Origin of the sequence: Streptomyces javensis (assembly GCF_039525925.1) — a bacterium.
Taxonomy (GTDB): domain Bacteria; phylum Actinomycetota; class Actinomycetes; order Streptomycetales; family Streptomycetaceae; genus Streptomyces; species Streptomyces asiaticus.
In genome coordinates this window covers 98,508-117,129 of the sequence record NZ_BAAAIF010000005.1, presented here as the reverse complement: position 1 = coordinate 117,129, position 18,622 = coordinate 98,508, and the positions used below count along the sequence as shown (strand labels likewise).

General features: G+C 71.1%; 19 protein-coding genes and 3 pseudogenes. 8 read left to right on the top strand and 14 right to left on the bottom strand.

Translation table 11 applies throughout. From position 1 onward, the window contains the following. Positions 1–52: 52 nt before the first annotated feature. Positions 53–1,255 (bottom strand): MFS transporter, encoded by a 1,203-nt coding sequence (locus ABD329_RS07300; RefSeq protein WP_198276995.1) that lies wholly within the window; start codon positions 1,253–1,255, stop codon positions 53–55. A 200-nt stretch (positions 1,256–1,455) separates the two neighbouring features. Between ABD329_RS07300 and ABD329_RS07295 the strand changes: the two genes are divergently transcribed. Beyond that, entirely contained in the window at positions 1,456–1,959 is a 504-nt protein-coding gene (locus ABD329_RS07295; RefSeq protein ID WP_198282099.1) for a MarR family transcriptional regulator, read from the top strand. A 2-nt stretch (positions 1,960–1,961) separates the two neighbouring features. Here ABD329_RS07295 and ABD329_RS07290 read toward each other — a convergent pair whose 3' ends face one another. After that, a complete protein-coding gene (locus ABD329_RS07290) occupies positions 1,962–2,900 on the bottom strand; it encodes a LysR substrate-binding domain-containing protein (protein ID WP_198282098.1) in 939 nt (312 codons plus the stop codon). A gap of 142 nt (positions 2,901–3,042) precedes the next feature. Here ABD329_RS07290 and ABD329_RS07285 point away from each other — a divergent pair, with 142 nt between their 5' ends. Together ABD329_RS07285 and ABD329_RS07280 are read left to right on the top strand one after the other, a co-directional pair. Beyond that, positions 3,043–4,053, top strand: coding sequence for an aldo/keto reductase (locus ABD329_RS07285; protein ID WP_198282097.1), 1,011 nt, complete (start codon positions 3,043–3,045; stop codon positions 4,051–4,053). Positions 4,054–4,085: 32 nt separating this feature from the next. Beyond that, positions 4,086–4,514 (top strand): SRPBCC family protein, encoded by a 429-nt coding sequence (locus ABD329_RS07280; RefSeq protein ID WP_198277179.1) that lies wholly within the window; start codon positions 4,086–4,088, stop codon positions 4,512–4,514. Between the two features lie 104 nt (positions 4,515–4,618). Here ABD329_RS07280 and ABD329_RS07275 read toward each other — a convergent pair whose 3' ends face one another. Then, a complete protein-coding gene (locus ABD329_RS07275) occupies positions 4,619–4,900 on the bottom strand; it encodes a substrate-binding domain-containing protein (RefSeq protein ID WP_214664851.1) in 282 nt (93 codons plus the stop codon). Positions 4,901–5,139: 239 nt separating this feature from the next. Here ABD329_RS07275 and ABD329_RS07270 point away from each other — a divergent pair, with 239 nt between their 5' ends. From ABD329_RS07270 to ABD329_RS07255, 4 genes are all read left to right on the top strand, one after another. After that, positions 5,140–5,301, top strand: coding sequence for a hypothetical protein (locus ABD329_RS07270; RefSeq protein WP_198277177.1), 162 nt, complete (start codon positions 5,140–5,142; stop codon positions 5,299–5,301). A 471-nt stretch (positions 5,302–5,772) separates the two neighbouring features. After that, positions 5,773–7,809 carry a flavin monoamine oxidase family protein gene (locus ABD329_RS07265; RefSeq protein WP_198277176.1) on the top strand — a complete coding sequence of 679 codons (2,037 nt, stop codon included), beginning with the start codon at positions 5,773–5,775 and terminating at the stop codon, positions 7,807–7,809. Beyond that, positions 7,806–9,653 carry a thiamine pyrophosphate-binding protein gene (locus tag ABD329_RS07260; protein WP_198277175.1) on the top strand — a complete coding sequence of 616 codons (1,848 nt, stop codon included), beginning with the start codon at positions 7,806–7,808 and terminating at the stop codon, positions 9,651–9,653. Before ABD329_RS07265 ends, ABD329_RS07260 begins: the two co-directional genes overlap by 4 nt. A 4-nt stretch (positions 9,654–9,657) precedes the next feature. Then, on the top strand, positions 9,658–10,164 hold the full coding sequence (locus ABD329_RS07255; RefSeq protein WP_198277174.1) for an inclusion body family protein: 507 nt from the start codon (positions 9,658–9,660) through the stop codon (positions 10,162–10,164). Positions 10,165–10,228: 64 nt separating this feature from the next. On the opposite strand, the gene ABD329_RS07250 is transcribed toward ABD329_RS07255, so the two are convergent. Both ABD329_RS07250 and ABD329_RS07245 read right to left on the bottom strand, forming a co-directional pair. Further along, positions 10,229–11,020, bottom strand: coding sequence for a heparin lyase I family protein (locus ABD329_RS07250; protein ID WP_198277173.1), 792 nt, complete (start codon positions 11,018–11,020; stop codon positions 10,229–10,231). Positions 11,021–11,100: 80 nt separating this feature from the next. Next, positions 11,101–11,271: a PaaX family transcriptional regulator C-terminal domain-containing protein gene (locus tag ABD329_RS07245; RefSeq protein ID WP_246618451.1), complete on the bottom strand. Its 171-nt coding sequence runs from the start codon at positions 11,269–11,271 to the stop codon at positions 11,101–11,103. A gap of 51 nt (positions 11,272–11,322) precedes the next feature. Here ABD329_RS07245 and ABD329_RS07240 point away from each other — a divergent pair. Further along, positions 11,323–12,231 (top strand): annotated as a pseudogene (locus tag ABD329_RS07240) (oxidoreductase); the annotation flags it as partial. 29 nt (positions 12,232–12,260) lie between these two features. Here the strand turns inward: ABD329_RS07240 and ABD329_RS07235 are convergent. From ABD329_RS07235 to ABD329_RS07195, 9 genes and pseudogenes are all read right to left on the bottom strand, one after another. Then, on the bottom strand, positions 12,261–13,436 hold the full coding sequence (locus ABD329_RS07235; protein WP_198277172.1) for an epoxide hydrolase family protein: 1,176 nt from the start codon (positions 13,434–13,436) through the stop codon (positions 12,261–12,263). A 201-nt stretch (positions 13,437–13,637) separates the two neighbouring features. Then, positions 13,638–13,775 (bottom strand): hypothetical protein, encoded by a 138-nt coding sequence (locus tag ABD329_RS07230; RefSeq protein ID WP_198277171.1) that lies wholly within the window; start codon positions 13,773–13,775, stop codon positions 13,638–13,640. 355 nt (positions 13,776–14,130) lie between these two features. Continuing rightward, positions 14,131–14,421: pseudogene (locus tag ABD329_RS07225) on the bottom strand (acyl-CoA dehydrogenase family protein); the annotation flags it as partial. 62 nt (positions 14,422–14,483) lie between these two features. Beyond that, positions 14,484–15,068 (bottom strand): CGNR zinc finger domain-containing protein, encoded by a 585-nt coding sequence (locus tag ABD329_RS07220; protein ID WP_198277170.1) that lies wholly within the window; start codon positions 15,066–15,068, stop codon positions 14,484–14,486. Continuing rightward, complete coding sequence (locus ABD329_RS07215) at positions 15,052–15,444, bottom strand: nuclear transport factor 2 family protein (protein WP_198277169.1); 393 nt, start codon at positions 15,442–15,444, stop codon at positions 15,052–15,054. The genes ABD329_RS07220 and ABD329_RS07215 overlap by 17 nt, the downstream gene beginning before the upstream one ends. Positions 15,445–15,446: 2 nt before the next feature. Continuing rightward, on the bottom strand, positions 15,447–15,932 hold the full coding sequence (locus ABD329_RS07210; protein ID WP_198277168.1) for a hypothetical protein: 486 nt from the start codon (positions 15,930–15,932) through the stop codon (positions 15,447–15,449). 445 nt (positions 15,933–16,377) lie between these two features. Next, positions 16,378–16,736, bottom strand: a pseudogene (locus ABD329_RS07205) (transcriptional regulator); the annotation flags it as partial. Between the two features lie 34 nt (positions 16,737–16,770). Beyond that, complete coding sequence (locus ABD329_RS07200) at positions 16,771–17,601, bottom strand: ABC transporter ATP-binding protein (protein WP_425574293.1); 831 nt, start codon at positions 17,599–17,601, stop codon at positions 16,771–16,773. Continuing rightward, positions 17,598–18,611, bottom strand: a complete 1,014-nt coding sequence (locus tag ABD329_RS07195; RefSeq protein ID WP_198277180.1) for a FecCD family ABC transporter permease — start codon at positions 18,609–18,611, stop codon at positions 17,598–17,600. Before ABD329_RS07195 ends, ABD329_RS07200 begins: the two co-directional genes overlap by 4 nt. Positions 18,612–18,622: the final 11 nt, after the last annotated feature.

The window sequence follows — 18,622 nt, the reverse complement described above, 5'->3', positions numbered from 1 at the left end:
GGTCGGCCTCCTTGATGGTGGTGGTGGAGTTCGGTGTTCGGTACGGGGTGGCTCAGTGCCGGCCGGTGAACGCGGGGGCCGGTTCGGTACCGGCGTCGTGGCCGCGGCGGGCGTCGCGGCGCTCCAGGGCGGCCGAGAGCACGGCGAGGACCAGGGCGGATCCGGCGAGGATGGCGCCGACCCAGTTGGGCGCGGTGTAGCCGAGTCCGGCCGAGATCACCAGGCCGCCGAGCCAGGCCGAGAGCGCGTTGCCCAGGTTGAAGGCGCCGATGTTGACGGCGGAGGCGAGGGTGGGGGCACCCGCCGCGTGGTCCAGCACCCGCTTCTGCAACGGGGGCACGGTGGCGAAGCCCAGGGCGCCGACGAGGGCGATGGAGACGGCGGCGGCGATCTTGTTGTGGGCGGTGAAGGTGAATGCGGCCAGGACCAGCGCGAGGGCGCCCAGCGACACGTACAGCATCGGCATCAGGGCCCGGTCGGCGAACCGGCCGCCGAGGAGGTTGCCGCCGACCATGCCGAGGCCGAAGAGGACCAGCAGCCAGGTGACGGAGGAGTCCGCGAAGCCCGCGACCTCGGTCATCATCGGCGCGATGTAGGTGATGGCGGCGAAGACACCGCCGAAGCCGAGCACGGTCATCGCCATGGCCAGCAGCACCTGCGCGTTGCGGAAGGCCGCCAGCTCATGGATCAGATGCACACCCTCCGGCTTGGGGATGTCGGGAACGAGCTTGGCGATGCCCGCCAGGCCGATCACGCCGAGCGCCGCGACGAGGAAGAAGGTGGTCCGCCACCCCAGCGACTGACCGATCGAGGTGCCGAGCGGCACGCCGACGACGTTGGCGATGGTCAGGCCGGTGAACATCATCGAGATGGCTCCGGCCTTCTTCTCGGGTGCGACCAGGTCGGCCGCGACGACCGATCCGATGCCGAAGAAGGCGCCGTGCGCGAAGGACGCGACGATCCGCCCCGCGGCCATCACGCCGAAGACGGGGGCGACCGCGGAGAGCAGGTTGCCCACCACGAACAGCCCCATCAGCAGCATCAGCATGCGCTTGCGGGAGATCTTCGTACCGAGCGCGGTCATCAGCGGCGCGCCGACCATGACGCCGAGCGCGTAGCCGGTCACCAGGAATCCGGCGGTGGGGATGGACACATCGAAGTCCCCGGCGACCTCGGGCAGCAGCCCCATGATCACGAACTCGGTGGTTCCGATCCCAAAGGCCCCGATGGCGAGGGCCAGCAGTGCGATGGGCATGAAAGTTCACTCCAAGAGATTGCTACCGCCCTTTACGAGCACCCACAATACTTGCAGACGCACTAATTGCAAGCGCGCTATATTGCTCGTGCTGTGTATCACGTCACCGTCACCGCCGCGGACCCCCGACCGGGCCCCGCCCCACCCCCGTACGAGCCCGCCCCACCCCGCATCAGGAGGCAGCCATGACCACACCCCCCGTGACCGCACCGGACCTCGTCGCCACTCCCCTCGCCCAGAGCTGGTGCGCCCTGTCACTGCTGCACAGCAGGATCGAGACGCATCTCGAGGGGGCTCTCCACACCCGCCATGAGCTCAGTGCCCGCGAGTACGCGGTGCTGGACGTCCTGAGCCGACAGCACGACGGGGACAACGGCCATCTCCAGATGAAGCAGGTGGCCGACGCGGTCGCCCTCAGCCAGAGCGCCACCACCCGGCTGGTCGCCCGGCTCGAGGACCGCGGACTCCTCTCCCGCTACCTGTGCCCCACCGACCGGCGCGGGATCTACACCAATGTCACCGAGGCCGGGCTGCTCCTGCTCGGCCAGGCCCGTCCGACCTACGAAGGCGCCCTGCGCGAGGCGCTCGACCTGGCGGCGCGGGACCCGAGGCTCACCACCCTGGTCGCGGCCGTGGCCTCCTTGGAGGCGTCCCCCCTTGACGCCTCGTCACTCCGCATTCCGGGGTGTGGGCTCCCCGGCTGAGCTCACACCCCGGAGGCGAGGCCACCGGCCGGCGGCGCCGCGCCCAGCTCCCGCTCGTCCGACAGCACCGTCTCGCGGAACGAGGCGACGACCGGCCGCAGATCGATGTGGTGCCAGACGGCCCACAGCCGGACGGACGCCTCGTGCCAGGACAGTGTGCGCACGGCCACGGCCTCCGTGGCGCCGCGCACCATGCTCCGCTGCACCAGCGCCAGCCCGAGGCCGGAGGCCACCAGGCCGAGCGCGGTCAGGGGATCCGCGGCGTCGAGCCGGATGTCGGGAGTGAAGCCCGAGGCCACACACGAGGCGACGAACGCGTCCCGCCACGCCGGGTCGCCCGGCTCCTCGACCGCGATCCACGGCTGCCCGTCCAGGTCCTTCGCCGAGATCGCCTCGCGCCCGGCCAGCGGGTGGCCCGCCGGAAGGACCAGCAGCAACGGGTCCTCCAGCAGCGGCGCGGCCCGCAGCACGGGGTCGTCGCGGTCCGGCGGCTCCCGCACCAGGGCGATGTCGAGGCTGCGCTGGCGCAGCCCCTCGAACTGCTCGGCCGCGGCCATGCTGTACAGCGCGACATGGATGCCGGGGCTCTCCTCCTGGAGCCGGCGCAGCGCGCCGGGGAGCACACCGGTGTGCATGGCGTCGGCAACGTAGCCGATGCACAGCCCGCCCTCCTCGCCCCTGCCCAGCCGGCGGCCGAGGTTCTCCAGCCGGTCGGCGTGGCGCAGCAGCGCCCGGGCCTCGCTGAGGAAGATCGCGCCATCGCGGGTGAGGCGGATGCGCTGCTGGCTGCGCTCGAACAGGGTCAGGCCGAGGTTCTTCTCCAGCTGAGCGATCTGCCGGCTGAGCGGAGACTGGGAGATGTGGAGTTGCTCGGCGGCGCGGCCGACGTGTTCGGTCTCGGCCACGACGCTGAAGTAGCGCAGTTGTCGCAGGTCAAGCATGTAAGACCTCTGAGGACTCAAGTGTATCCAAGAGAGTCTTGGACAGTCTGAAGTCTCGATCCTAACGTCGGAGGCGAACGAACGGCGGACCGGCCGAGAGCCATGAGTCCGCCCCTTCCCCCTCACTCCGCGAGGACACTTCATGACCATCACGTCTCTGCTCCCGGGCCGCCTCGGACTGGGCACGGCCCCGCTGGGCAGCATGTTCCGCGACGTCTCCGACGAGGAGGCCGCCGCGACCGTCGACGCCGCCTGGGACCACGGCATCCGCTACTACGACACCGCCCCGTTCTACGGCGCGGGCCTGGCGGAGATACGCCTCGGCGACGCGCTCGCCGGGCGCCCCCGCGACAGCTACGTGCTCAGCACCAAGGTGGGCCGCGTCATCCTCGACGAGGTCGAGGACCCCGCCGCCCGTGAACTCGGCGAGAAGGGCGGCCTGTTCGAGCACGGCCGTCCCAACAAGCTCGTACACGACTGGACGGCCGACGCCACCAAGCGGTCCATCGAGGACAGCCTGCGGCGTCTGCGCACCGACCGGCTCGACATCGTCTGGGTGCATGACGTGGCCCAGGACTTCCACGGCGACGAGTGGCTCGCCGTCTACGAGAGTGCCCGCACCGGCGCCTTCCGCGTCCTCCAGCAGCTGCGCGACGAGGGCGTGATCAAGGCGTGGGGGCTCGGCGTCAACCGCGTCGAACCGATCGAGCTCACCCTCGACCTGGACGAGCCGAAGCCGGACGCCTTCCTGCTCGCCGGGCGCTACACGCTGCTGGACCACGACCGGGCCTTGCAGCGGCTGCTCCCCACGGCGGCCGACCAGGACGTCAGCCTCGTCGTCGGCGGCCCCTACAGCTCCGGCATCCTCGCGGGCGGCACCCACTTCGAATACCAGGACGCGCCCGCGCACATCATCGAGAAGGTGGCGCGCATCAAGGAGCTCGCGGAGCGGCACGGCGTCAGCGTCAAGGCCGCCGCCCTCCAGTTCTCGTTGGCCCACCCGGCGGCGGCCGCCGTGATCCCGGGCGCCACCCGGCCCAGCCGTATCGCCGAGGATGTCGCGGCCCTGGCCGAGGCCGTCCCCGCGGCGTTCTGGACCGAGCTCCGCGAGGCCGGGCTGGTCTCCCCCCTCGCGCCCCTGCCCACCGCCTGACGTTCCCCCACCCCCGCGACAGGAGCATCTCCATGGCCTCCACCACCGCCACCCTCGACCTGCCCGTACCACCGGAGCGGGTGTGGCAACTCATCGGCGGCTTCGACGCGCTGCCCGACTGGCTGCCGTACATCTCCGAGAGCGTCGCCGCCGAGGGCGGCCGCGTCCGCAGGCTGCGCAACGAGGAGGGCGGCGTGATCGTCGAGCGGCTCGTGGCCTTCGACGACGCGGCGCGCTCGTACAGCTACGCCATCCTGGAGGCGCCGTTCCCGGTGACCGACTACCTCTCCACGCTGCGCGTGCGCGAGGTCCCCGGCCGGTCCGACGCGTCACGCGTCGAGTGGTCCGGGACGTTCACCCCCACCGGCGTCAGCGACGACGAAGCCGTCGCGCTCTTCCACGGCATCTACGCCGACGGGCTCGCCGCCCTGCGCAACACCCTGGCGGGCCGGGCCGCCTGACGGCCCGCACGCCGGGCATCCGACGAGCCGCCGGCCCGGGAGCACCCGCACCCGGGCGGCGGCGGCCCGGAACACCGTCCCCGAGCAGCGCCCGCGAAACGCCGTCAGGAAGCGGGCGTATGCGCGGTGGACCGGCGGATCACCAGCTCGGCCGGGAACTCGCGGCGCCGGGCGGGCAGCGTGCGGTCCTCGATCCGCTCGATCAGCATGCGCACCGCCATCCGCGCCATGTCCGTGATCGGCCGCCGCACCGTGGTCAGGCCGTACGCCTCCCACGCGGCCATGGCGATGTCGTCGTACCCGACCACCCAGACGTCCTCGGGGATCCGCACGCCCAGTGAGATCGCGCCGTCCACGGCGCCGAAGGCGGTGAGGTGGAGCAGCACCACGGGCTCGTTGCGGTGCAGCGCCTCTTCGAGCGGCTTGGTTCGCGGAGGGCGGCAACTACTACATCTTCACCGTCTTGCCTTCGCGGGACCGTTCTTCCTGATGGTCGACACCCGGTCGCCGGTGCTGATCTGTCTGGCCCTGGTCGTGATGATGGCCCTGGGGCATGGCGCGGTGTTCGGCCCGCTGGCCGCGTTCTACGCCGAGCCGTTCCCCGCCCGGGTCCGCTACAGCGAGAGTGTCGGTCGGCTACCAGGCGGGCAGTGTGGTGCTCGGCGGCTTCACCCCGATGCTGGCCACGTCCGCGGTCCTGTGGAGCGGCGGGGCGTCCTGGAGCCTGATGGCCCTGGTGGCCGCGGGCACGGGCTCCGCACTGATCCCCGCACGGGCTCCGTACTGATCCGCACACAGCGGATGAGCGGGTTTCCGGCGCGCCCGGAAACCCGCTCGTCTCATTTCCCGTACGCCACGTCCTTGACGGCCTGAAACCAATTCAAATGGACGGCCGGACCCGCCGGAATGGGTTTCTGAACGGCACCCGAGCGGCCACAGGTATTGCTGCGACGCGCCTTTCTTCACCATCGGGCAGGAGTTCGACGTCCGCCCATATCGCGAGCATGGCCGACCCGGCCCCGTTGCGCCCGTCGCCGCGATAGCCACCGAGCTCACCGAAGCCCCGACGCCGCCACGCCCCCTTCCCCTTCGGCCCCTGGTGAAGCACTCGCCCCAGCCGGACCTCGGGCTCCCGCCAGGGAAAATCCAGCAAGTCGAAATTCCGTCAGCCGCACGGTCCGCCCTTTTAGGACTTTACCCATACATTACCTTGCGATAGAAACGGGAAATCGTTTCTGCAAATCTACGATCGCAAGCTATGACCGATGCTCCACGCGATAACTCCGCCACCCGTGCGCGCTGGCAGACCTGTCTCAAGCTGGCCCGCGAACTCCTCCTCATCGGACCGGACAACACCGACCTCAAACTCGGCTATCTCCACACCCTCATCGACACGGGCAGCCTCGGCGTCACCCGCCACCCCCGCAAGAAGATCCTCATCATCGGCGCCGGTATCACCGGGCTGGTGGCCGGCCGGCTGCTGAAGGACGCGGGCCACGACGTCACCATCCTGGAGGCCAACACCGGGCGTGTCGGCGGGCGCATCAAGACCTTCCGCACCACCAAGCGCCACCAGCCGTTCGACGACGCCGCCCAGTACGCCGAGGCCGGCGCCATGCGGCTGCCCGACTTCCACCCGCTCGTCCTCGCCCTCGTCGACAAACTCGGGCTCGGCCGCCGCCTGTTCTACAACGTGGACGTCGACCCCGCCACCGGCAGTGGCCCCGACATCCCCGTCCCCCCGGTGACGTACACCTCCTTCACCGGCCGGACCTGGACCTACGGCGACGACAGCCCCGACTTCCGCGCGCCCGACAAGCGCGGCAACACCTGGATCCGCACCAACCGCGTCCAGGTGCGGCGCGCCGACTACAGCGCCGCCCCGGAGAAGATCAACGAGGGTTTCCACCTCACCGACGACGAGGTCCGCGCCCCCGCCGTGCAGATGGTCGACGACGCGCTGGAGAGCGTGCGGGACTACTACTCCGACGTCGTGGACGGGAAGCGGGTCAACAAGCCGCTCGATGAGTGGATCGAGGGCTGGGCCCGGGTGATCCATGACTTCGACGGCTATTCGATGGGTGGCTTCCTGCGCGACTGCGCCGGGCTCAGCGACGAGGCCATCGAGGCGGTCGGAACGCTGGAGAACATGTCCTCGCGGCTCCATCTCTCCTTCTTCCACAGCTTCCTGAGCCACACCGACATCAACCCCGGTGTGCGCTACTGGGAGATACCCGGCGGCAGCTGGCGACTCCCGGACGCCCTCCACCGGGGCCTGCGCGACGAGGTGCGGTTCGGTCACCGCATGATCCGCCTGGAGTACTTCGACCCCAGCCGCGACTCCGCCCCCGAGGGCACCGGCGCCGTCGGACCCGACGGATGGGGCGTGGCCGTGCAGACCGTGGCCGAGGACAACCCGGCGGGCCCCACCCGGCTGTGGACCGCCGACCTGGCCATCGTCGCCATCCCGTTCTCCACCCTGCGCTTCGTGGAGATCGTCCCCTCGATGTCGTACAAGAAGCGCCGCGCCATCATCGAGACCCACTACGACTCGGCCACCAAGGTGCTGCTGGAGTTCAGCCACCGGTGGTGGGAGTTCACCGAGGACGACTGGCGCGAGGAGCTCGACAGCATCACACCGGGCCTCTACGAGTACTACCAGCGCGGCGGCGGGACCGGCGCCGATCCCGTGCCCGCGCTCGCCGAGGCGGGCCGCGGCCTGCTCGGCGCAGCGGTCAAGGACAGCGGTGTCACCGAGGAGTTACGCCAGGTCAACAGCGTCATGCCACTGCGCGGCCCGGCCGTGCGACCCGCCACCCACTGCTTCGGTGGCGGCTCCGCCACCGACAACCCCAACCGGTTCATCTACTACCCCTCGCACCCGGTCGAGGGCAGCACCGGCGGTGTGGTGCTCGCCTCGTACTCCTGGTCCGACGACGCCGCGCGCTGGGACTCCATGCGCGAGGTGGAGCGCTATGTCTACGCCCTGCGCAACCTCCAGGCCCTGCACGGGCGCCGCATCGAGGTGTTCTTCACCGGCCTGGGCGCCACCAAGAGCTGGGCCCGCGACCCGTACGCCTTCGGCGAGGCCGCCACGTACACCCCGCACCAGATGACCAGCTTCCATCTGGACGCCTCCCGCCCCGAGGGCCCGGTGCACTTCGCCGGGGAGCACACCTCGCTGAAACACGCCTGGATCGAGGGCGCCCTGGAGAGCGCCGTCCGCGCCGCCACCGCCGTCCACCAGGCACCACCCCTCACCACACCGGCCCCGGACCAGGAGGGCAGTTCATGACCGCCATCACCCCCGAGTGCACGGTCGCCCGCCATCTGGCCCGCCGCCTGGCCGAGCTGGGCATCACCCATCTGTTCGGGGTGCCCGGCAACCACCTCGGCCCGTTCCTCACCGCCCTGCGGGCCGAGGGCGACGTCGAGTGGGTCGGCACCCCCACCGAGGGCGGCGCGGGCCAGGCCGCCGACTCCTACGCCCGTCTCCACGGCATCGGCGCGGCGGCGGTCACCTACAGCGTCGGTGCGTTCAACCTGCTCAACGCGTGCGGCGGGGCGTATGTGGAACATGTCCCGCTCATCGCCATCAACGCCTGCCCGCCGTACGAGCAGTGGCAGAACTACCGCGCCCTCGGCCTGCTCACCTCCCATATGAGCCCGCGCCGGGAGAGCAATCTGGACGCCTACCGGCAGGTCACCGTGGAGGCACAGGTCATCTCCAACCCGGGCCTCGCCCCGGGCCAGATCGACGCCGCGCTCACCGCCTGTCTGTCGACGCGCAGGCCCGTCTATCTGGAGGTGATGGAGGACCTGTGGGACGAGCCGTGTGCCGTCGCGGAGGAGCCGCTGCTGCGCCGCGAGCGGCCGTTCAGCGCGCGCAACCAGACCATGCTGGCGGGCGCCGTCGCCGCGATCCTCGCGCTGGTCGAGGAGCACCCGGGGCCGGACGGCAGGCCCCGCCCGATCGTGTGGGCGGGCGAGGAGGTCGAGCGGTTCCGGCTCGACCGGCAGCTCAGCGATCTGACCCAGGCCACCGGCGTGCCGTTCTGCACCACCGTCGGCGCCAAGGCCGTCCTCGACGAGCGGCTGCCGCAGTTCCACGGCGTCTACAACGGCAAGGCCAGCCATCCGGATGTGCACTCGATCTTCAAGGACTGGGCCACCTGCCGGATCGGCCTCGGCACCTGGTCCACCTCGAAGAACCTCGGCGGTGAACTGTCGGTCGGCACGGACTGGGTGGTGGCGGCCCGGGGCGGTGTCGGCGTCGGCACCCAGTACTTCCCCGACGTCCAGCTCGCCCGGCTGATCCCCGCCCTCCAGGACGCGCTGGTGGCGCGCTTCGGCTCCGGCGGCCTGACCGCCGACTACTTCGCCGAGGCCCACGCCCACCACGGCGCGTCCGAGGACCGTCCCGCCTCCCTCGAGGAGCACCGCGCCACGACGCTCCGCGCCGCCGGCTCCTCGTCCGGGTCCGGCGAACGGCTCACATACGACGGGGTGTTCGACCGGATCAACCACTTCCTGGCCAAGGAGACCCGGGAGAGCTGGACGGTGGTCTCCGACGCCGCGTTCTCCCTCATCGGCTCGATGAACCTGACCCTGCCGGCGGGCGGCTTCCTGTCGCAGGTCAGCTGGCTGTCCATCGGCTGGTCCGTCGGCGCGGCCACCGGTGCGGCGCTCGCCCCCGAGCGCGGCCACGCCCGCCCGATGGTGTTCGTCGGCGACGGCGCCTTCCAGGAGACCTGCCAGGAGATCTCCACCCACACCCGGCTCGGGCTGCGGTCGGTGGTGTTCGTGATGGACAACGGGCACTTCTACGGCATCGAGCAGATGCTGGTGCACCCGTCCTACTACGCGGACCGGGACGCCCATGGCGCCGATGACACGGAGGGCGCGGACTTCTACAACGTCCTCCACCCGTGGCACTACGAACGGCTGGCGGATGTCTTCTCGGACAAGAAGACCCCGGCGCACGGGGTCAGCGTGGCGCACACCTCCGAGCTGGACGAGCTGCTGGCCCGCCTCACCGACCCGACCGACCCGGTCAACTCCGGACCACTGCTGGTCCGGGTCCGCCTGCACCGGCACGACTATCCGCGGGCGATGGCGTACAAAGTGAAAGGGGAGTAGGAACATGTCGGAGATCATCAACGTGCTGATCGCGTTCGACGCGTACTCGATCGCCAAGCAGTATCCCGACGCGTCAAAGGACTACAACGCGCCGACGTATGTCGACCAGAGCCTTATCTATATGACGACGCGTCAGGATCGTGTCGTCGGCACCTCGGGGGCCGAGCTGAACTTCCGGGCCAACCCCAGGGACATCATCAGGTGGCGTGAGACGACGCTGTCGCTCAACAGCGAGTACTGCGCCTTGCTGTACCGGTATGTGAGCGGCGATCCGCTCATCAGCACACCGCAGGTCGTGGTCGGCGACGGCACCTATCCGATGCCGAAGGAGGGGGCCACCGACCGGCCCGACTTCGAGACCCAGGACTACGAGGATCACTTCTGGGAGGCGGACGTCAAGAAGATCGGCGAGGTCACCTACCACTTCTACTTCCAGGTCCTGGACAGCGATCAGCAGCTGGTCGGGTACTTCCAGTGGGACCCGTTCATCACCATCGAGAAGCGCTCCTGACGGTCCTCCGCGCGGTCAGGACGGGCTTCCCGCCGGGCGGGCGGGAAGCCCCCTGCCTGCCGTGTCACCAGTTGGCGGGCTCGGCGAGGCGGTAGGAGTCGGCGATGCGCGCCTGGTCGTGGAAGACGGAGAGCTCCGAGGGGCCTGCGGGCGGGTTCTCGCGCCAGCCGGTGCAGTAGATCCCGGACGACCAGCGGACCGTGTTCGACGTCTTGGGCAGCACGGTGACGCCGGTCCTGCTGTACTTCTTCACACCGTTGACCCAGATCTCGAAGGCACCGTCGGTCGCGTGGAACTTGAGGCGGGTGACGATCCGGATCCACGTGCCGCGCAGATCGGTCACCTTGGCGACGTTCGCGCTGATACCGCCGGATCCGCCGATGCGCAGTTCGTCGTTCTGGATGAACATCAGCTCCCAGGGGCCCTCGGGATCCTCGGGCGACCACTGCTGGAAGGTGACGTTCTGGTTGTGGAACCGCCAGTTGGGGGCGATGTAGACGGCCTGGCCGTAGTAGCGGTCCTGGCCGACGGCCTGGGTGGACGCCTGAATGGTCTCGGAGTGGTAGCCACCGCCCTCGTTGATGTACGTCTGCTTGGCCTCGATGGCATTGCCACCCTTGTAGGCGGGGGTGGTGACATTGCGGATGACGCCTTGCTTCTGTGGCTTCTGCGGGTAGTTGGACCACCCCTGGACGGTGCCCTCGTCCCGGAAGTAGACCCCGGCGGGCAGCGCCTGGGCACCCGCGTCCGTCCGGGGTCCGGCCTCCGCGGTGCCACCGCTGAGGGCGAGGCCGCCGACCAGTGCGCCGGCGACGCAGAGCAGCTGGATCCGTTTGCAGACCCGCTTCGTTAACATCCGATCAATCCTCTCGGAGAGCCCTGGCTCAGGTCTGAACTTTCCCCAGAAGCTACCGTCCAGAGGGTGACGAGTCCACATCAAGGCAGCAATAGATCCGATGACCTAGCCCCCATGGAAGATCCCCGCGGCATGCGCCGCCACTGGGTCAGCATCGGTACGTACGTCCGGAACGCCTCCAGCGGCCGCGGCTCGCGGTGCGTCACCGCGTCCAGCACGGGCCCGTACCGGTGCAGGAAGTCCGCGTACATGGCGGTGAGTTCATCGAGGTCCCACCAGGAGCGGACCTTCTGCCGCGGGTCGGCCGCATCACCCCCGGCTGCACCGGCCTGTGGAACGACGAGCAGCGCGATTCCTGGCAGCGGATCGTCTCCTTCGTCCATGAGCGGAGCACCGCCCGTATCGGCCTCCAGCTCGGCCACTCGGGCCGCAAGGGCTCCACCCGGCTGATGTGGGAGGGCATGGACGACCCGCTGCCGCAAGGCAACTGGGAGGTGGTCGGCCCGTCCCCGCTGCCGTACGGCCCCGGCTCGGCCGTGCCGCGCGAGCTCACCCGCGCCGATATGGACCGGATCGCCGAGGACTTCGTGGCCGCCGCCCGCCGGGGCGCCGGCGCCGGGTTCGACCTGCTCGAACTGCACTGCGCGCACGGCTACTTGCTGTCCTCGTTCCTCTCCCCGACCGCCAACCACCGCACCGACGCGTACGGCGGCCCGCTGGAGAACCGGCTGCGACTCCCGCTGGAGGTCTTCCGCGCGTTCATCGCCCACGGCGCGGACGCCATCGACGTCTCCTCCGGCCAGGTCACCAAGGACGAACGCCCCGCCTTCGGACGCTCCTACCAGACCCCGTTCGCCGACCGCATCCGCCACGAGGTGGCCGCCGCCACCGGAGCCGCGGTCATCGCGGTGGGCGCGATCGCCTCCTACGACGACGTCAACTCGCTGCTACTGGCGGGCCGCGCCGATCTGTGCGCCGTGGGCCGCACCCATCTGTACGACCCGCACTGGACCCTGCACGCGGCGGCCGAGCAGGAGTACCGGGGGCCGGGCGCCGAGTGGCCGGCGCAGTTCGGCGCGGGCCGCCGCAAGCCCCCGGCCGCGCGCACCGACGCCGTACGGCCCCGGCTGTCACTGCTCCACCCCGACCCCGCCGACCAGCCCGTTCATCTGCGCTGGACGCCGACGCGCGAACCGGCCCCCGTGCCCTGAGGGTGTGGCGGCGGTGCCGGAACGAGGTGTCAGCCCGTCGCCGCCGCCCGGTAGGGGCGGAAGAAGGCACGCAGTTCCTCGGCGTAGATCTCGGGCTCCTCGAACGGCGCGAAGTGTCCGCCGCGCGGGGGCTCGGTCACCCGCACGGCGTTGGTCATGCGCTCCAGCCACGCCCGCGGCGGGCGCACGATGTCGCCGCGGAAGAGCGAGAAGCCGGACGGCACCTCGACCCGGCGGGCGTGCTGCGCGGGCGGGATCGCGGCGTTGGCGTGATACATGCGCATGGACGAGCCGATCGTGCCCGTGAGCCAGTACAGCATGACGTTCGTGAGGATCTCGTCCTTGGTGAAGCTTCGCTCGATGTCACCACCGCAGTCGCTCCACGAACGGAGCTTCTCGACGATCCACGCGGCGAGCCCGGCGGGCGAGTCGGTCAGTCCGAACGCGGCGGTCTGGGGCTTCGTACTGTGCATGGCGGCGTAGGCGCCCTCGGCCGCGCTCCAGGCCGCGACGCTCTCGAACCAGGCGCGCTCCTCGGCCGTGAGGTCCGCCGGGTCGCCGGTGAAGCGGGGGAGGCCGCCGTCCATGCGGTGCACGGCCACCACCCGGTCGGGGTGGTCGAGCGCCAGGTAGCGGCTCACATGGCTGCCGATGTCCCCGCCCGCCGCGCCGAACCGCTGATAGCCGAGGACGTCCATGAGCTCGGCCCACAGCCCGGCGACGGCGATGGAGTCCAGCGGCGGGCCGGTGGGCCGGTCGGAGTAGCCGAAGCCCGGCACGTCGGGCACGACCACGTCGAACGCGTCGGCGGGGTCGGCGCCGTGCGCACCGGGGTCGGTGAGCAGCGGGATGACCTTCGTGTAGCGCCAGAACGAGTCCGGCCAGCCGTGGCTGAGCACCAGCGGCAGGGCGGGCCCGGCCGGGGCGGCGGCCTTGACGTGTGCGAAGTGGATTCCGAGGCCGCCGAGCCGGACCCGGAACCGGGGCAGCCGGGCGAGCGCCGCCTCCTGCGCCGCCCAGTCGAACCCGTCCGCCCAGTAGGCGACGAGCTCGCGGAGATAGGCGAGGTCGGTCCCGAGCGCCCACCCGGCGTCCTCGGGCGCGTCCGGCCAGCGGGTCGCGCGCAGCCGCGCGCGGAGGTCCTCGAGCTCCGCGGGTGCGGTCCGCGGGGCGAACGGCTCGGGGCGGGGCGTGGCATCCGGCATGGCACGTACCCTACAAGCCGCGCCACGCCCCTCCGCCGACACGCCGAGCGCCCAAGCGGCCTCGATGACGTCCGGTGCGGTTGGGGTGCGCCCCGAAGGGCGCGGGGCCGTGTCGACATGCGGCTCCGCCGCGTCGGCGCGACCAGCCACGGCACGGCCGCGGATGAACGCCCGCATCTCGCGGCACTTCCCGCGGAGCGCTCAGTCGCCGGTCACCCCCAGTTTCCGCAACTCTTGCGAGGCCAGGTCGATGTTCATGACGTACAGAGCGCCGGCCAGCGCGTCGTGCATGAACTCGGGGTAGCGGATCTTCGAGGCGAAGAGCCGGCAGCCCACCATTGAGCAGGCCCGATGTGATGAGGTATCCGGAGATCACGACGGCCAGCCCGCGCAGCCCCTGGATGTCGCGCCGGAGCGCCGCCTTCGGCGTACGGCCGGACCGGGATACGCGGTGGCCGCGCAGGCGCCGCGGCAGCCCGGTGGCCCGTTGGCCTGGCGCCGTGTCCCGCTGCGGGCGGGAGGCGGTGGGGGTGTGCGTCATACCGTGAACTGTCCGCAGCGCAGAAGGTGTTGCTGTGATGCGGAGCACACGAGGCCGGGGCGACGGCAGGGGCTCGCACGGGGAGCGGTCCGCGCCGGGCCCCCGGCGAGGGGTCCGGCGCGTGCGGTGGCTCGTCCCGGGCTCGGGCCCGGATCATACGAAGGCGCTCTGCCCGGTGATGGCCTTGCCCACGATGAGGGTGTTCATCTCGCGGGTGCCCTCGCAGGAGTAGATCGCCTCGGCATCGGCGAAGAACCGCGCGATGTCGTAGTCCAGCACGATGCCGTTGCCACCGAAGATCTCTCGGCACCAGGCCACGACCTCGCGCATCCGTGAGGTGACGAACGCCGTCGCGAGCGCGGAGTGTTCATCGCGGAAGATCCCCGCGTCCTGCTGACGGGCCAGCTGTACCAGCATGCCCCAGCACGCGGTGATGTTGCCGAGGCATCCACCGGACGCGCGTAGCGCCCTCCCGGCACACCGGCCCAGCGTGGCAACGGCTCGGTTCAGCCCGAACGGCGGCGGCGATAGGCCTGTGTCTTCGTGCGGTTGCCGCACAGCTGTGGCGAGCACCATCTGGCCCTGCCCGGGCGGGAGTTGTCGTAGAAGACCCACTGGCAGTCGGGGGCCGGGCACATCCTGAGCCGGTGCCAGGTCCCGTTCACGGTGGCGGTCAGCGCGGCCATGACGATGTGCGCGAGGGCGGTGTCCACGGGGTCTGCCGCGACGGTCAGATGGGCGCCGTGGCCGGCGGCCAGTGTGACGTGAAAGGAGTAGCCGACCGCGACATCGCCCCCCTGGTCGGCACCCTCCGCGTCCTGGCGCAGCGCGGCCCGCAGCGTGGTGCGCAGCTCATGGGCTCTGGTCAGGTGGTCCTGATGGGCCCTGGTGTCGGGGGCGTCGCCCATGAGCAGGTCATGCTCCCGCAGCCAGCGCTCCAGATCGCCGGGCGTGGTGAGTGCGTCGTGTCCCGTAAGGCGCCGCCCGTGCGCGACGAACCCCCGGCGGTCCTCGGTGTTGGCGAAGTGGTGGAGCAGGGCGATACCCGCCGGGAGGCCCTCGACATCCTCGGCCCTAGTCGGCGGCAGCATGACCGATGTCTCCGTGAACGCGCCGGTAGGCATCCTTCACCCGGATCCGATCGCCGTCGAACTCGAACATGTCACACCCGTGCACCTCATGGACCTGGCCACCGGCGTCCGTACCGGCGTAGGACCACTGGGAAGCGCCCCGGTCCCCGGCGATGAACGCCACCCCGCCGGGCCTCGACTCGAGCCCCGCGTCATAGGCGAGCATCAGCTCAAAGCCTTTGCGCACTTCGGCCCGTCCGCGGAAGGTCATGCCCGGCTCCGGGCCGACGGACGCGCGGAACACGCAGTCGTCCGTCATGAACTCCATCAGCAGATCGAGGTCCTTCCGCCGCCACGCCTCGCCGAAGTCCGCCAGCCGTTCCGGTGTCATCCCCATGACTAGACCCTTCCTGTGAAGTGTGCGGCGAGATAGCCATCCGGATCCGGGCCCTCCGGGTTGGCGAGCACATGGCGCAGCCATGCCCGGCGTTCGAAGTCGGTGACGGCCAGCTCCCAGACGCAGCCGATGGCCTCGCCGGGGTGCGGCGTCAGCGCGTCCGACCGCTCCAGGGGCGCCGAGAACAGCCGCTGATGGATCTCGTTCTCCCCGTGCCACCAGTCCACCAGCGCGAAACAGCGGTCGGCCGCGTCATGCGCGATGGCGAACCCGATGCCATAGCGGCTGTCCGTCCGAGCGGGGCTGGGCAGCGCCGAGGTCGCGGCCTCCACGGTCGCGGCCACCAGCGCGGGGCGCGGCACATCGGCCGACGCGCTGATGCCGTACACCTTCACGGCCCAGCCACCGACCGTCTCCAGGCCCAGGAAGCCGATGGCCCGGGGGCGATGCGGCTGCCGGAGGACGACCGGTCCCTGTTGCGCGCTCATGACCCACCCTTCTCCGCGACGACACGTGTTAAATGATTAGCAGGTGTCGCTACTCCTGCGCAACACATGGCGGCAGAACCGGGCGCCGAGGCCGGTCCGGTCGTCCTTTCGGCCGATGCCGACGGCCATGAACCCGCTGACCGGGTGATCCACGGCCGCCGCCGTCCGGGCAACCCCGGGCTCATGGCTCGTCACACACGAAACTCAACCCTCACGCCGTGGATCGTCACGGCGCCGGCCACCGCCCTTTCGGGTGCGGCCGGCCGCACCCCCGACGCGACGTCTGGACCCGCTCCGGTCAGGAGCTGCGGGTGGCTCCCACGGACCCGGTGCCCAGCGGCCGGGGATTCTCGGTGGAGGGCGGTGTCGGCCCGTTCACCGTGGTCAAGCGGCCGGGCCCGGACGGCATCAAGCTGCGTTACGCGCTGCCCAAAGGTCAGGTCGCGCAGATCTCCTGGTTGGTCCGGCCCACCGCCACCAGCCGGGCGATGTCCAGCTCCCGGCCGGTCAGGGGATTCGCCCGGGTGACCCGGCGGGGGCGGCTCGCCCATTGCCGGAGCAGACGCACGGTGACCGCCGGGGACACCATCGCGCCACCGCGCACGGCCGACCGCACCGCCTCCACCAGGAGTTCGGGACCGGCGTCCTTGAGCAGAAAGCCACAGGCCGGCTGCTCGCCGGGCCCGGCACCTCGGGGCGGAGCCGCCGGGCCAGTTCCACGCACTCGGAGCCATCGGCGGCTTCGCCCGCCACCTCGATCCCGGGCTGGGAGTCGAGGATCAGCCGGAACCCGGTGCGCACCATCGCCTGGTCGTCCGCGATCAGGGGGTCCGGGATCTCACGGCTCCGGTGTCCGGCGCAGGAAGCGGATGACCGGGTGGCCCGGATCGTGGGTGACATCGGCCTCGACGCCGTAGACCCGCTTGATCAGGGCCGGGGTCAGCACATCGCCGGGAGTGCCTTCGGCCACCACCCGTCCCTCGCGGAGGACGAGCAGCCGGTCGCAGTACATCGCGGCGAGGTTGAGGTCGTGGAGGGCGATCACGGTGGCGATCGGCAGGCTGACGACGAGGTCGAGCAGATCGAGCTGGTGCTGGATGTCGAGGTGGTTGGTCGGCTCGTCGAGCAGGAGCTCGCGCGGTTCCTGGGCGAGGGCCCGGGCGATCTGGGTGCGCTGGCGTTCGCCACCGGAGAGGGTGTGCCACGACTGACCGGCCCGGTCGGCCAGTCCGCTGCGCTCCAGGGCCGCGTCGACGGCCCGGGCGTCCGCCGCGGAGGCCGACGCCCAGGCGCGCCGGTGCGGGATACGGCCGAGGGCCACCACCTCGCGGACGGTCAGCTCGGTCTGGGTGTGGGCGTGCTGTTCGACGGTGGCGATACGGCGGGCCGTGGCGCGGCGGCCGACCTGCGGCAGGGCGCGGCCGTCCATGGTGACCACTCCGGCGGAGGGGGCGAGGACCCCGGCGAGCAGCCGCAACAGGGTTGACTTCCCCGAGCCGTTGGGGCCGAGCAGACCCACCGTCTCGCCGGGGCGCAGGGTGAGGGTGATGCCGTCGACGATCAGCCGGCCGTCGGTGCGGCGGCTGACGCGGTCCGCGCGGAGCCCGGACGCCGCTTCTCCGGTGGCGAGGAACCCCATGTCCGGGGTTTCCGCGGTGGAGTCGGTCATGTCTTCCTCCGGCCGCGGTAGAGCACGGCGACGAAGGCCGGTACGCCGATGAGGGACGTCACCACGCCCACCGGGACCTCCTGGGGGTCGATGACGGTGCGGGCGGCGGTGTCCACCCACACCAGGAAGATCGCCCCGGCCAGTGCGGTCACCGGCAGCAGGCGGGCGTGGCCGGAGCCGGTGAGGGCGCGGGTGGCGTGCGGGAGGACCAGGCCGACGAAGCCGATGGCCCCGGCGGAGCTGACCAGGGTCGCGGTGAGCAGCGCGGTCGCGCACAGCAGGACGAGACGGGTGCGGGCCACCCGGACACCGAGCGCCGCCGCGGCCTCCTCCCCGAAGGCGAACGCGTCCAGGGTGCGGGCGTAGCCGAGACAGACCACGAGCACGGCGGCCAGGACGGCGGAACACAGCAGCACATCGCCCCATCCGGCGCCGGTGAGCGAGCCGAGGAGCCAGAACAGCACGGCCCGGGTGGTGTCGGCGTCCGCGGAGGTGAGGACGATGAACGAGGTCAGCGCGGAGAACAGCTGCATGGCGGCCACTCCGGACAGCACCACGCGGTCGGTGCTGCCGCCGAGGCTGTGGCTGAGCACCAGGACCAGGCCGAACGACAGCAGCGCACCGGTGAACGCGCCCGCCGACAGGGACACGGCCCCGCCGCCCACGCCGAGCACGACCACGGTGACGGCGCCCGTGGAAGCGCCCGAGGACACCCCGAGCACGAAGGGATCGGCCAGCGGATTGCGCAGCAGGGACTGCATCACGGCCCCGCAGAGGGCCAGACCCGCCCCGCACACCGCGGCCAGCAGCGTGCGCGGCATGCGCAGGTTCCACACGATGCCGTCCCGAAGCGGTGGCAAGGTGCTGTCCCCCAGACCGAGATGGGCGGTGACCGCCGCCCATACGTCGGCCGTGGAGATGTCGGCCGGGCCGATGGTCACGGCGAAGGCCACCGACACGAGCAGCGCGGCCAGCCCTCCCGCGCACAGCGACAGGAGGCGGGTGCTCAGGTGGCCGGGAC